The organism is Pseudomonas panipatensis, from assembly GCF_900099785.1.
Lineage (GTDB): Bacteria > Pseudomonadota > Gammaproteobacteria > Pseudomonadales > Pseudomonadaceae > Pseudomonas > Pseudomonas panipatensis.
Genome location: NZ_FNDS01000004.1, coordinates 219,794 through 232,874 on the forward strand (window position 1 = coordinate 219,794; position 13,081 = coordinate 232,874).

Below are 13,081 nucleotides of genomic sequence, written 5' to 3' on the forward strand. Positions count from 1 at the left end.
AGCGCCGCTAGGTCGCCTGCAACTGGAAAATGGCGAACTGCGGCGCCGGGCTCAGCCAGTGCGCCTTGACCCGCCAGCCGCCGCGCTCGGCCAGGGCGCCGAAGTCATCGACGCTGTACTTGTGCGAGTTCTCGGTGTGCAGGCGTTCGCCGGCGTCGAAGTGGTAGCGCACCCCGGCGATCTCCACCGTCTGCGCGACCCGGCTCACCAGGTGCATCTCGACACGGCTGTGCTCGGCGCTCCAGAACGCCAGGTGCTCGAAGCGTTCGAGCTGGAAGTCGGCGTGCAGCTCGCGGTTGAGGCGCCGCAGCAGGTTGAGGTTGAAGCGCGCGGTGACGCCATCGGCGTCGTTGTAGGCGGCCTCCAGTACATCGCGGGCCTTGGGCAGATCGACGCCGACGATGAACACGCTGCCGACGCCCAGCAGGGCGTGGGCCGAGTGCAGGAAGTCCAGGGCCTCCTCGGGGCTGAAGTTGCCGATGGTCGAGCCGGGGAAGAAGCCCAGCCGCGGACCTTGCGCCAGCGCCGCGGGCAGCGCTTCGAGGCGGGTGAAATCCGCCGCCAGGGGGCTGATGCGCAGCGCCGGGTAATCGCCTTGCAGGCGCGCGGCGGCCTTGTCCAGCGCCGCCGGGCTAATGTCGATGGGCAGGTAGCCGCGCACCTGCGGCGCGGCATCCAGCAACAGGCAGGTCTTCTCGCTGGCGCCGCTGCCGAACTCCACCAGGGTGCTGTCAGCGACGATGTCCGCGGCGATGAGCGGCGCCACCCGCGCCAGCAGCGCGGTTTCGCTGCGCGTCGGGTAGTACTCGCGGGTGCGGCAGATGGCCTCGAACAGCTCGGAACCGGCGGCGTCGTAGAAATACTTCGGCGAAAGCCGTTTGGGCGTAGCGGTAAACCCGGCCACCACGTCCTCCATCAGCTCGCGCGCCTGCGGCTCGATCCCGGCCTGCGCCGGCAGGTCGCGGGCCAGGCGCAGGCCGGCGAACATCCAGCGTTTGTCCGGGTAGAAGAAATTGCGGTAGCTCGGCCGCGAATGCCCCGGCGGGGTGACGCAGGCGCCGCCGCGCAGGACCATCTGGCTGACCATGAACTTGCCGTTGTACTCGCCCACCGCCCCGGCGCCGGGGCGGAACCCCGGATAGGCCGCATAGGCGCTCTGCGTCCATTGCCAGGCCGAGTCGTACACCTGCTCCAGCAGGCCGTCGAGGGCGGCGGTCTCCCACTCCGCCTCCGTCGGCAGGCGCGCCCCGGCCCAGGCGGCATAAGCGCTCGCCTCGTAGTAGCTGATGTGCAGCACCGGCGCGTCGAGATCCAGCGGGCGCAATCCGGCGAGGCCGAACTCGGCCCAGGCGTCGCCGTCGCGGCGCCAGTACAGCGGCGCATCCCAGCCCTCCTCGCGGACCCTGGCCCAGCCATCGGAAAGCCAGAACTCGGCGCGCCGATAGCCGGCGTCCTCGATGAACGCCAGCCATTCGCGGTTGCTCACCAGGCGGTCGGCGATCTCGAAGGGCGGCAGGAAGCAGCGATGCGCCGGCCCTTCGTTGTCGAACGCGAAACCGTCGCCGCCATGGCCGATGCCGACCAGCCCGCCGCGCACCGTGCGCCAGCGCGCCGGCCGCCCGCGCGCAGCAGCGAAGCCGTCGCCATAGGCCGGCGCCAGCGGCGAGAGGCTGAACAGGTGGAGGATGTCCATCAGCAACAGCTCCTGGTGCTGCTCCTCATGGGCCAGCCCGAGGCGCACCAGGGTCTCCCCGTCGGCGTCCACGCCGGCCTCCAGCAGCGCCTGCATGGCGCGGTCGACATGCTCCCGGTAGGCCAGCACGCGGGCCAGCGACGGGCGCGTCAGCATGCCCCGCTGCGGCCTCGGCTGGCGTGGCCCGACGGCCTCGTAATAGGAGTTGAACAGGTAGCCGAAGCGCTCGTCGAAACGCGCGTAGCCCGGCAATCGCGGCGTGAGCAGAAAGGTCTCGAAGAACCAGGTGGTATGGCCGATGTGCCACTTGGCCGGGCTGGCGTCGGGCATGGACTGCACCACCATGTCCTCGGCGTCGAGGGGGACTATCAGCGCTTCGCTGCGCTGGCGCACCTGGCGGTAGGCGTCGAGGAGCGCGGGGGCCTTGCTGGAAGACATGGCGAGATCCCTTTGGCGAGGGACAGGCGCGCCGCTTCACTGCGGCTCGGCGTCGATGCGCACCTGCTCGGGGTAGAAAGCGACATGGCCGCGGATCGGCGCCACTGCGGCAAGGGGGTCTGCGTAGGTCCACGCCGCGTTGGCCGACACCTGCCCGTCGTGCACCAGGTTGTAGTAGCTGGCTTCGCCCTTGTACGGGCAATGCGTGTGGTGCTGGCTGCGCACGAAGCACGCCGGATCGAGATCGGCTTCGGGGAGGTAGAACACCGCGGGATAGCCGGCCTCGTGCAGCAACAGGGCGTTGTCGCTGCGGGCAACCAGGGCGCCGGCGAAGGACACGCTGACACGGCCGCGATACGGCCTGATATCGATCGGGTGCGGGTGGCCGGGGTTGCTCATCGGCGCTCTCCAGTGGTCTGGTCTGCTGAGCCGGCCGCCGACGTGGCGGCGCACCTGTTCAGGGTAGAAGCCCAGCCCGATGACGCCGGAAAAACCGATGGGCGTAGCGCTGGCGTCCCTCGCCAGCCCGGCAGCAAGCGGCGCCAACGACCGCTGCGGTGGGGTTCGGCGACCAGCCTGGACAGGTCGCTGAGCATGGGAGCGTCACCGCACCTAAGTAGAACGAGTCGCCAAACCCGTACCTCCATCGCTTGTATGGAGGCGCGCTGAGGGTATGGGCGACGGACACAGGCCTCAAGGCAAGGGACGTAGGACAGGGCTCGCGGTCAGGCGCGCGGCGACGGGGCGCGGCCGACCAAAATGAACAAAATATTGCACACTCCAATCAGCACCTTCTGAAAGAGCCTCGCGCTAATCGCTAATAAATTCGGGCTTTAACAGCCTTTAAACAATTTCCTGTCACTATCGGTTTGCCAACATCCATTAGCTCAGGCAAAATATCGTTCATTATGTTGAACACCCAAGCGTTACCCCTCAGCACCTCCCGCCTGGTTTCCCGCGAGCGTTACTGGACCGGCGATCTGTAGCCCCTCCCCCACGGTCATTTCTGTCGGAGACGCCGCGCGATCGGCCATCGCCGTGCGCCCGCCGTCTCCCTCCATGTCCCCGTCATCCGCCCTGCCTCGCCTTGCGGCGTTGGCTCGGCGCGCGCCCATGGGAGGGCAAAAACATGCGTAGCTGGATCTACCTGTTCGCGGCCATCGGCTTCGAAGTCGTTGGCACCACCTCGATGAAATTCACCGCCGAGCAGGCCCCGTTCGGCGGCCACCTGCTGATGTACGTGCTGATCGGCCTGTCCTATTACTGCCTGTCGCTGGCCATCAAGCGCGTGCCGGTGGGGGTCGCCTACGCCCTCTGGGAAGGCATCGGCATCGTCCTCATCACTCTGGTCAGCGTGGCCTTGCTGGGCGAGGAGCTGGCCCCGGAGAAGGCCATCGGCCTGGCGGTGATGATCGCCGGCATCCTGCTGATCAAGTCCGGCACCCGCACTCGCGCGCCGGCCACAGAGGAGGCGCTGGCATGCTGACTTCGACCTGGATCGCCTGCGCCTGGCTGGGCCTGGCGATCGGCCTGGAAGTGCTGGCCAACCTGCTGTTGAAGTATTCCGACGGCTTCCGCAAACGCGGCCTGGGGGTCGCCTCGATCCTCTGCGTGCTGCTGGCGTTCACCGCGCTGGCGCAGGCGGTGCGCGACATCGAGCTGTCGGTGGCGTACGCGGTCTGGGGCGGCTTCGGCATTCTCGCCACCGTAGCCATGGGCTGGGTGCTGTTCGGCCAGCGCCTGGTCTGGCGCGGCTGGCTGGGGCTGGCGTTGCTGGTGGCCGGCATGGGCCTGCTGAAACTGGCCTGATGCAACGAACACGGGGCGCCCTTGCGGCGCCCCGCTCCGTTTACCCCTGGTGTCGGTGGATAAAGCGTTTCGCCTTATCCACCGACACCAGGTAGATGCCGAGAAAACCGGGCTCCCGCGGGCAGGACGTGCGGCAAGGGGACTAACCGAAACCGCCCGCGCCCGCGGAAATCCCGAAGGGGCGACTCAGCGTTCGGCGACGCCGAGGCTGCCTTGCAGCGACTCGCTGCGCGCGCGGCGGCGGGTGACGAGCAGGCCGGAGCAAACGATCAGCACACTGAGCAGCGCGGTGGCGGCCACTTCGATGCGATGGTCAGGACGCAGCAGCATCAGCACCAGCACGCCGACGATGAACACGATCACGCCCCAGGTCAGCCAGGGGAACAGCCACATGCGGTACTGGATCGGCTTGCCTTCGGCGACCAGGCGCTTGCGCATGCGCAGTTGCGAGATGGCGATCACCAGGTACACCAGCAGGGCGATGGCGCCGGAGCTGGCCATGAGGAAGCCGAACACCTGGGCCGGGACCAGGTAGTTGGCGATCACGGTGGCGAAGGCCGCGGCGGTCGACAGCAGCACCGCGACCACCGGCGTGCCGGCGTTGCTGGTGATGCGGGCGCAGGCCGGCGCGTCGCCACGGCTGCTCAGCGAGAAGAGCATGCGCGAGGCGGTGTACAGCGAGGAGTTCAGGCAACTGGTCACCGAGGTCAGCACCACCACATCGATCAGCGCCTTGGCGTGGGGTACGCCGAGCACTTCCAGCACTGTCACGTAGGAGCCATCGGCGGCCAGACGCGAGTCGGTCCAGGGCACCAGGGCGACGACGATGAAGATCGACAGGATGTAGAACAGGGTGATCCGCCAGATCACCGAGTTGGTGGCCTTGGAGATCTGCTTCTCGGCCGCGTCGGATTCGGCCGCGGCGATGGTCACCACCTCGGCGCCGAGGAACGAGAACATGGTGATCAGCATGGCGCTGAGCACCGCGCCGAAGCCGTTGGGCATGAAGCCGCCGTTGTCCCACAGGCGCGATACGCCGCTCACCCCGGTATTCGGCAGCAGGCCGAGGATGGCGCAGGCGCCGAGGATGATGAAGCAGGTGATCGCGGCCACCTTGACCAGGGCCAGCCAGAACTCGAACTCGCCGTAGTTCTTCACGCTGAACAGGTTGGTGGCGGTGAGCAGCAGGGTGATCACCAGGGACAGCACCCAGATGTCCAACTGCGGCACCCAGGTGTTGATGATGGTCGCGGCGATGTTCGCCTCGATCGGGATCACCAGTACCCAGAACCACCAGTACAGCCAGCCGATAGTGTAGCCGGCCCATTTACCGATGGCCTGGTCGGCGTAGGTCGAAAAAGAGCCGGTGTCGGGCGCGGCGACGGCCATTTCGGCCAGCATGCGCATGACGATCACCACCAGCGCGCCAGCCAGGATGTAGGCCAGGATGGCGGCCGGACCGGCTTCGGCGATCGCGCGGCCGGAGCCAACGAAGAGGCCGGCGCCGATCACCCCGGCAATGGACAACATGGTCACATGCCGCGATTTCAACCCATGGCTCAGGTTGTTCTTGTTGAGCTTTTGCATGGTCTCACCTTTCTAAAACAGCGTCCTTGCAGCGAAAACAGCCCCGCCCACCCGTGATCGCTCACGGGCAGGAAGGGATACGTCGTAGTGTCTTGCGATTCAGCGGACGCGACGGGCCATCAGGCCAGTTCGTCGAAGCACTCGGCGATGATCGACAGACCGCGCTCCAGGTCGGCGTCGCTGACGGTCAGCGGCACCAGGATGCGCAGGACGTTGTAGTAGGTACCGCAGGACAGCAGGATCAGGCCCTTGTCGCGCGCCTTGGCCACGATCTTGCCGGTCAGCTCGGCGGCCGGGGTGTGGCCATCGGCTTCGAACAGTTCCACCGCGACCATGGCGCCGAGGTTACGCACGTCGCCGATGCTCTTGTGCTTCTCGGCCAGCTTGCGCAGGCCGCTGCTGAGGATCTCGCCGACTGCCTTGGCGCGGTCCAGCAGTTTTTCCTGCTCGAAGGCTTCGATCACCGCCAGGGCGGCGGCGCAGGAGACCGGGCTGCCGGCATAGGTGCCGCCCAGGCCGCCCGGTGCTACCGCGTCCATGATTTCCGCGCGGCCGCTGACGCCGGCCAGCGGGAAGCCGCCGGCGATGGATTTGGCGAAGGTGGTCAGGTCCGCCGCCACGCCCATCTGTTCCATGGCGAAGAAGGTGCCGGTACGCCCGGCGCCGGTCTGCACTTCGTCGGCGATCAGCAGGATACCGTGCTGGTCGCAGAGGGCGCGCAGGCGGGCCATGAACTCCTTCGGCGCGGGGTTGAAGCCACCCTCGCCCTGGACCGGTTCGAGGATGATCGCGGCGATGTCGCTGGGCTGCGCGTCGTTCTTGAAGATGCGCTCGATGCTGGCGATGGCGTCATCCACCGACACGCCGTGCAGCGGGTTGGGGTATTCCGCGCGGAACACGCCACCGGGCATCAGGCCCATGCCGGCGGAGTACGGCACGACCTTGCCGGTCAGGCTGAGGGTGTAGTGGGTGCGGCCATGGTAGGCGCCGGTGAAAGCGATCACGCCGGTGCGGCCGGTGGCGGCGCGGGCGATCTTGATGGCGTTTTCCACGGCTTCGGCGCCGGTGGTCACCAGCAGGGTCTTCTTCTCGAAGTTGCCCGGCACCAGTTTGTTGATCTTCTCGCACAGCGCCACGTAGGGCTCGTAGCCGAACACGTGGAAGCAGGTGTGGGTGAGCTTGGCCAGCTGTTCCTGCACGGCGGCCATCACCTTCGGATGCAGGTGGCCGGTGTTGAGTACGGCGATGCCGCCGGCGAAGTCGAGGAACTCGCGGCCCTCGACGTCCCAGACGGTGGCGTTCTCGGCGCGCTCGGCGTAGATCTGGTGGATCTGCCCGACGCCGCGGGGAATCGCGGCCATGCGGCGCTGTTGCAGGCTTTGGTTGCTATTCATGCTGTCTCCGGTATTGCACTCAGGCACTGAAGAATGGGTCGCCGTGGATCACACGCCGATGCACAGGTATTTGATTTCCAGGTAGTCCTCGATGCCGTACTTGGAGCCTTCGCGGCCCAGGCCCGAGGCCTTGATGCCGCCGAAGGGCGCGACTTCGTTGGAAATGATCCCGGTGTTGATGCCGACGATGCCGTACTCCAGCGCCTCGCCGACGCGGAACACGCGACCCAGGTCGCGGGCATAGAAGTAGGCGGCCAGGCCGTATTCGGTGTCGTTGGAAAGCTCGATCACCTCGGCCTCGTCCTTGAAGCGGAACAGCGGCGCCAGCGGGCCGAAGGTCTCTTCCTTGGCTACGGCGGCGTTCTTCGGTACGTCGACCAGCACGGTCGGCTCGAAGAAGGTGCCACCCAGGGCGTGCGGCTTGCCGCCGGCGACGACCTTGGCGCCTTTGCTGACGGCGTCGGCGATGTGTTCCTGGACCTTGGCCACGGCCTTGGCGTCGATCAGCGGGCCGGTGGTGATGCCCTGCTCCAGGCCGTTGCCGATGTTCAGCTTGGCCACGGCGGCCTTGAGCTTCTCGACGAAGGCGTCATACACGCCGTCCTGGACGTACAGGCGGTTGGCGCAGACGCAGGTCTGGCCGTTGTTGCGGTACTTGGAGATCAGCGCGCCATCGACGGCGGCGTCCAGGTCGGCGTCGTCGAAGACGATGAAGGGTGCGTTGCCGCCCAGCTCCAGGGAGACCTTCTTGATGTCCTTAGCGCACTCGGCCATCAGTTGGCGACCGATCTCGGTCGAGCCGGTGAAGGTCAGCTTGCGCACGATCGGGTTGCTGGTCAGTTCGCCGCCGACTTCGCCGGCGCTGCCGGTGACCACGCTGAACACGCCTTTCGGAATGCCGGCGCGCTCGGCCAGCTCGGCCAGGGCCAGCGCCGAGTACGGGGTCTGCGAAGCGGGCTTGAGGACCATGGTGCAACCGGCGGCCAGGGCCGGGCCGGCCTTGCGGGTGATCATCGCCGAGGGGAAGTTCCACGGGGTGATGGCGGCGGTGACGCCGATCGGCTGCTTGATCACCATCAGGCGCTTATCGGCCTGGTGACCGGGGATCATGTCGCCATAGACGCGCTTGGCTTCTTCGCCGAACCATTCGAGGAAGGAGGCGGCGTAGGCGATTTCGCCCTTGGCTTCGGTGAGTGGCTTGCCCTGTTCGATGGTCATCAGACGGGCCAGGTCGTCCTGGTTTTCCATCATCAGTTCGAACCAGCGGCGCAGCTTGTTGGCGCGCTCCTTGGCGGTCAGCGCGCGCCAGGCCGGCAGCGCGCGGTCGGCGGCCTCGATGGCGCGGCGGGTCTCGGCGGCGCCCATCTTCGGCACGCTGCCGATGGTCTCGCCGGTGGCCGGGTTGTTCACTGCCAGGGTCTTGCCGCTGTCGGCATCGACCCAGGCGCCATCGATGTAGGCCTGCTGACGGAACAGGCTGGAGTCTTTAAGTTGCACGCAGTCTTCCTCGTTATCGGTGACGGGACGGCTCAGCCGGCCGCCCGCAGGTTGTTGTCGGGGGTCGCGGCTTTGACGAAGTCAGTGCCGAGGCCGGCGATCTGTTCGCGGACCTTTTCCACGATGTAGGCGCCGATCGGGATGGCCGAGGTGGCGGCCGGCGACGGCGCGTTGCAGACGTTGACGCTGCGCTTGGTGTTGACGAAGAGGAAGTCGTCGATCAGCTTGCCGTCGCGCGAGACCGCCTGGGCGCGCACGCCGGCCGGGTACTCGGTGAGGTCGCTCTTGACGATGCTCGGGCAGTACTTCTGCACTTCCTTCAGATAGCCGCCCTTGAACAGCGAGTTCTTCATCTCGATCAGGCCCGGACGCAGGTTCTTCGCCAGTACCTTGAGGATGCCCGGCGAGGTCAGGGTCTCGAACAGGTCGCTGACGGAAATGTCGGACTTGCGGTAGCCCTCGCGCTTCATCGCCAGCACGGCGTTGGGGCCGACGGTGACGGTGCCGTCGATCATCCGCGTCAGGTGCACGCCGAGGAACGGCATGGACGGATCGGGGATCGGGTAGATCAGGTGGTTGACGATCTGGTTGTGCTGCTGCGGCAGCAGGTAGTACTCGCCGCGGAACGGACAGATGATGAACTGCGGCTCGACCCCGAGCATGCGCACGATGCGGTCGGCCATCAGGCCCGAGCAGGTCACCAGGTAGCGGCCACGGAATTCGTTGTCGGTGGTGCGCACCACCACTTCCTCGGCGCGTTCGTCGAGGGCCACCACTTCGGCGTTGTAGCGAATCTCGCCACCGGCGGCGGTGAACTCGCGGCCCATGGCGGCGGTGACCTGGGAGTAGCTGACGATGCCGCTGGAGGGCACGAAGATGCCGCCCATGCCGACGATGTTCGGCTCGCGCTCGCGCAGTTGCGCGGCGGACAGCCATTCACGCTCCAGGCCGTTGGCCGCGGTGCGTTCCCAGAGCGCCTTCATGCGCTCCATTTCCAGTTCGTTGGTGGCCACCAGCAGCTTGCCGCACTCGTCGTAGCGGATGCCGTGCTTGTCGCAGAAGGCTTTGGTGGCCTTGTTGCCGGCCAGGCAGAACTTCGCCTTGAGGCTGCCGGGGGTGTAGTAGACGCCGGCGTGGATCACGCCGCTGTTGTGCCCGGTCTGGTGCCGCGCCGGGCCGGATTCCTTCTCCAGCAGGAGAATCTTCGCGTCCGGGTAGACCTGGGTGAGCTGCATCGCGGTGGACATGCCGACGATGCCGCCGCCGATGATGATGAAATCGTACACAGCCATTACCTCGCGCACTGGCTTAGCTGAAAAAGCCCCGCAGACGCGGGCCCGCCGTGAAGCTCGTGCGCGGAGTCTTCGACGGCGGGCCCGCGGCTGCGGGAAGGGTGACGCTGTGGGAATTACTGGCCGCGCTGGTACAGCGGCTTCTGGTAGGCGATGTAGCCGCGCTGGCGCATCAGTTCACGACGCAGGCCCTCGTGGGGGATGAAGCGGTCGCGGCCGTGCAGCCAGAACAGGTTGTTGATCAGCAGGAAGCAGCCCTGCGGCACCGGCACCGACAGCTTCTGCTCGCTGCCCTCCAGGGATTCGGAGAGGCTGTTCAGCCAGACGCCTTCCTCGAAGTCCTTCGGCTGCACGAACTGGTCGATGTAGCGCATGGTCGGGCGGCCTTCGGCATCGGTATCGAACACCGCGTGGAACACGTCCTCGCTGACCTTCTTGCTCGGCGGCGCGGTCCAGCGCATTTCGCGGCGGGCCAGCGGGTGGCGGAAGAACTCGTCCAGATCGCTCCAGTCGTCCAGGTGCAGCAGCAGGGAGTTGCCGCCTTCCATGTTCTTCTCTTCGATTTTCATCATCAGCACGTAGTCGGTGATCTGGTCGACGAAGGTGCCATCGTTGTGCAGCTCCATGACGCGGTGCGGCTGGCGCAGGTAGCTGTCGGAGTTGTCGGTGTTGAGCACCACGAAGCGGGCATAGAACTGGCCGCTCATGGCGTCGTAGTTGGAACGGCCGATCAGGTGCGCGACGGCGGTGGAGAACTTCACCATGTCTTCGGCCTGGGCCACGTCATCCAGCCCTTCGGGCTTGATCAGCATGCCGCCGGTGGCGCGATCGAGGATGGTGTTCAGCAGCACCGGGCGCAGGGTGCCTTCGCACAGCTCGTCGAGGATCTGACCAACGCGGAAGCGCAGGAAGGACTTGTATTCGAGCGCCTGAACCGGCCATTGCGCCACCGCCTCGAGGAAGGCCTTCACGGTCTCGCGGGCGAAGGTCAGCTCGAGCAGGCGCGGCGATTGCTTCGAGGGCGCGACGGAATAGCCCCGGGTTTCCAGCGGCAAGGGCATCACAAGGTCCTGGATCGAGGTGAAGGCATTCATGGCAGTGTCCTGGCAGAAGAAGGGGTTTTCGCCGTCCGGCAATGACCTGGATCAGGCGGGCGATGAGAAAAATATCGCTACAAAACAAAAATGTCTACATTTTTATAAAACGACAACAAAACCAACGCTTGTCTATTGTTTTTCGTCCATCCGACATTTGGGTATGATTCCGCGCAAAACCCCTATAGGAGCTGGATTTGGAAGCGCTCGCCCCCCGGCAAAATTCGGCATTCAGCGGCTATGAGTGGCTCAAGCAGGACATCATCCGTGGTGTCTTCAAGCCCGGCGAAAAGCTGCTGATGAGCGCCCTGAAGGAGCGCTACGACCTCGGCGTCGGCCCACTGCGCGAGGCCCTCTCGCAACTGGTGGCCGAACACCTGGTGGTGGCCATCAGCCAGAAGGGCTACCGCGTCGCGCCCATGTCGCTGGACGAGATGAAGGACATCTACGATGCCCGCGCCAATCTCGAAGCGATGATCGTCGGCCTGGCCATCCAGCGTGGCGACGACGCCTGGGAAGCCCAAGTGCTGGCGCATTCGCACACCCTGGCCAAGGTCGTCGAAGTGAAGACCCGCGAGCAGCGCCTGGATGTCTGGGATGAACGCCACAAGGCGTTCCATACCGCCATCGCCCAGGGCTGTGGCTCCAAGCACCTGCTGCAGGCGCGCACCTACCTGTTCGACCAGGCCGAACGCTACCGGCACCTGTGGCTGACGCAGACGGTGTTCTCCGAGCAGGCCCTGGAACTCAAGCGCCAGGAGCACGCCGCGCTGGTCGAGGCGATCCTCGCCCGCGACGCCGCGCGCGCCAGCGAGATGATGCGCACCCACCTGATGACGCCGGTGCCGATCATCGCCACCATCATGCAGTCCGGCGGCCTGGGCGAAGGCGCGCGCTGAAGCGCCCGCGCGCCTTTACAGGGCGCGCCGGGTGTCGGCCGGCGAACCCCGCGCGCCCCGCGGGACTAGACTTTAAACACGCCCCGCAGAGGGGACCCGTCATGCCCGGAGCAGGCTCGGCGCGTGAGCAGCGAGCTGCCGGCACGCGTCCGAATCCGGCTGCATGACGCCTGCACAATGGCTCCGTTCCGCGCCCCGGCGGGGTGCCCGTCCATTGCCCGAAGGCCCCCGCCGTTCGCGGCGCCGATGGATTTCCGGCAGATCCCGCAGTCCCGATGAACCTCGCCGCCGCCGCGCAGCGCGGCGCGCTGGCCTTGCAGCTGGAGGACACGCCATGGACGAAGCCAAACTCAACGACTTCATGGGTCGCCTGGTCAGCGACATGGGCGGCGCGGCCATGTTGGCCAATGTCATTCTCGGCGATGAGCTGGGGCTCTACCGCGCCATGGCCGACAGCCAGCCGCTCAGCCCGGACACCCTGGCCGAACGCACCGGCTGCAACCCCCGCCTGCTGCGCGAATGGCTCAGCGCCCAGGCCGCGGCCGGCTACATGGAACACAACAACGGGCTCTTCCGCCTGCCGGAAGAACAGGCCATGGCCCTGGCCGACGAGAACTCGCCGGTCTACGTGGCCGGCGGCGCGGGCGTGCTCGCCTCGATGTACCAGGACAAGGACAAGCTGATCGCCGCCATGCGCGGTGACGGCGCGGTGCCCTGGGGCGACCACCACCCCTGCCTATTCCGCGGCACCGAACGCTTCTTCCGCCCCGGCTACCGCGCGCACCTGGTCGACGAATGGCTGCCGGCGCTCGATGGCGTGGTCGACAAACTGAAGGCCGGCGCGCGGGTCGCGGACATCGGCTGCGGCCATGGCGCCTCCAGCGTGATCATGGCGCAGGCCTTCCCGGCCTCGCGTTTCTTCGGCTTCGACTATCACGCGCCGTCCATCGACATCGCCAAGCAACGCGCCGAGGAAGGCGGCGTGGCCGACCGCGTGAGCTTTGCCCAGGCCACCGCCAAGGACTACCCGGGCGACTATGACCTGATCTGCTTCTTCGACTGCCTGCACGACATGGGCGACCCGGTGGGCGCCGCCCGCTACGCCTACCAGCACCTGGCGCCGGGCGGCTGCGTGCTGCTGGTCGAGCCCTATGCGCAGGACCACCTGGACGACAACCTGACGCCGGTGGGCCGGCTGTTCTACGCCGCCTCCACCTTCCTCTGCACGCCCAACTCGCTGTCCCAGGAGGTCGGCCTCGGCCTCGGCGCCCAGGCCGGCGAAGCGCGTCTGCGCAAGGTCTTCGAGGAAGCCGGATTCAGCCACTTCCGCCGGGCGACGGAAACGCCGTTCAACCTGATCCTGGAAGCACGGCCGTAG

General features: G+C 66.7%; 11 protein-coding genes. 4 read left to right on the forward strand and 7 right to left on the reverse strand.

Annotated elements, in window-relative coordinates; all coding sequences use genetic code 11:
• Positions 1-7: 7 nt before the first annotated feature.
• On the reverse strand, positions 8-2,131 hold the full coding sequence (gene egtB / locus BLQ74_RS11215; protein WP_090262646.1) for an ergothioneine biosynthesis protein EgtB: 2,124 nt from the start codon (positions 2,129-2,131) through the stop codon (positions 8-10).
• A gap of 36 nt (positions 2,132-2,167) precedes the next feature.
• On the reverse strand, positions 2,168-2,530 hold the full coding sequence (locus tag BLQ74_RS11220) for a DUF427 domain-containing protein (protein ID WP_090262647.1): 363 nt from the start codon (positions 2,528-2,530) through the stop codon (positions 2,168-2,170).
• Positions 2,531-3,320: 790 nt separating this feature from the next.
• On the opposite strand from BLQ74_RS11220, the gene BLQ74_RS11225 reads away from it, so the two are divergent.
• Both BLQ74_RS11225 and mdtI read left to right on the forward strand, forming a co-directional pair.
• Positions 3,321-3,617, forward strand: coding sequence for an SMR family transporter (locus BLQ74_RS11225; RefSeq protein WP_425287491.1), 297 nt, complete (start codon positions 3,321-3,323; stop codon positions 3,615-3,617).
• A complete protein-coding gene (gene mdtI, locus BLQ74_RS11230) occupies positions 3,611-3,940 on the forward strand; it encodes a multidrug/spermidine efflux SMR transporter subunit MdtI (RefSeq protein WP_090262649.1) in 330 nt (109 codons plus the stop codon). Before BLQ74_RS11225 ends, mdtI begins: the two co-directional genes overlap by 7 nt.
• A gap of 186 nt (positions 3,941-4,126) precedes the next feature.
• Here the strand turns inward: mdtI and gabP are convergent, their stop codons facing one another.
• The 5 genes from gabP to glaH all read right to left on the reverse strand — a co-directional run bounded on the left by gabP (position 4,127) and on the right by glaH (position 10,804).
• Positions 4,127-5,527: a GABA permease gene (gabP, locus tag BLQ74_RS11235; protein ID WP_090262650.1), complete on the reverse strand. Its 1,401-nt coding sequence runs from the start codon at positions 5,525-5,527 to the stop codon at positions 4,127-4,129.
• A 119-nt stretch (positions 5,528-5,646) separates the two neighbouring features.
• The gene (gabT, locus tag BLQ74_RS11240; protein WP_090262651.1) at positions 5,647-6,921 is read right to left on the reverse strand and encodes a 4-aminobutyrate--2-oxoglutarate transaminase; all 1,275 of its coding nucleotides are present in this window, start codon (positions 6,919-6,921) and stop codon (positions 5,647-5,649) included.
• A 48-nt stretch (positions 6,922-6,969) separates the two neighbouring features.
• Positions 6,970-8,418, reverse strand: a complete 1,449-nt coding sequence (gene gabD / locus BLQ74_RS11245) for an NADP-dependent succinate-semialdehyde dehydrogenase (protein WP_090262652.1) — start codon at positions 8,416-8,418, stop codon at positions 6,970-6,972.
• A gap of 32 nt (positions 8,419-8,450) precedes the next feature.
• Positions 8,451-9,704 (reverse strand): L-2-hydroxyglutarate oxidase, encoded by a 1,254-nt coding sequence (gene lhgO, locus BLQ74_RS11250; protein ID WP_090262902.1) that lies wholly within the window; start codon positions 9,702-9,704, stop codon positions 8,451-8,453.
• Positions 9,705-9,826: 122 nt separating this feature from the next.
• On the reverse strand, positions 9,827-10,804 hold the full coding sequence (glaH, locus tag BLQ74_RS11255; protein WP_090262903.1) for a glutarate dioxygenase GlaH: 978 nt from the start codon (positions 10,802-10,804) through the stop codon (positions 9,827-9,829).
• 197 nt (positions 10,805-11,001) lie between these two features.
• On the opposite strand from glaH, the gene csiR reads away from it, so the two are divergent.
• Positions 11,002-11,703 (forward strand): DNA-binding transcriptional regulator CsiR, encoded by a 702-nt coding sequence (gene csiR, locus BLQ74_RS11260; protein WP_090262653.1) that lies wholly within the window; start codon positions 11,002-11,004, stop codon positions 11,701-11,703.
• A 334-nt stretch (positions 11,704-12,037) separates the two neighbouring features.
• Positions 12,038-13,081, forward strand: coding sequence for a class I SAM-dependent methyltransferase (locus tag BLQ74_RS11265; RefSeq protein ID WP_090262654.1), 1,044 nt, complete (start codon positions 12,038-12,040; stop codon positions 13,079-13,081).

Excerpts from the sequence above, each read along its gene's own strand:
- glaH (WP_090262903.1), bottom strand. The coding sequence starts at position 10,804 with ATGAATGCCTTCACCTCGATCCAGGACCTTGTGATGCCCTTGCCGCTG.
- egtB (WP_090262646.1), bottom strand. The coding sequence starts at position 2,131 with ATGTCTTCCAGCAAGGCCCCCGCGCTCCTCGACGCCTACCGCCAGGTG.
- gabT (WP_090262651.1), bottom strand. The coding sequence starts at position 6,921 with ATGAATAGCAACCAAAGCCTGCAACAGCGCCGCATGGCCGCGATTCCC.
- mdtI (WP_090262649.1), top strand. The coding sequence starts at position 3,611 with ATGCTGACTTCGACCTGGATCGCCTGCGCCTGGCTGGGCCTGGCGATC.
- BLQ74_RS11220 (WP_090262647.1), bottom strand. The coding sequence starts at position 2,530 with ATGAGCAACCCCGGCCACCCGCACCCGATCGATATCAGGCCGTATCGC.
- gabP (WP_090262650.1), bottom strand. The coding sequence starts at position 5,527 with ATGCAAAAGCTCAACAAGAACAACCTGAGCCATGGGTTGAAATCGCGG.
- BLQ74_RS11225 (WP_425287491.1), top strand. The coding sequence starts at position 3,321 with ATGAAATTCACCGCCGAGCAGGCCCCGTTCGGCGGCCACCTGCTGATG.
- BLQ74_RS11265 (WP_090262654.1), top strand. The coding sequence starts at position 12,038 with ATGGACGAAGCCAAACTCAACGACTTCATGGGTCGCCTGGTCAGCGAC.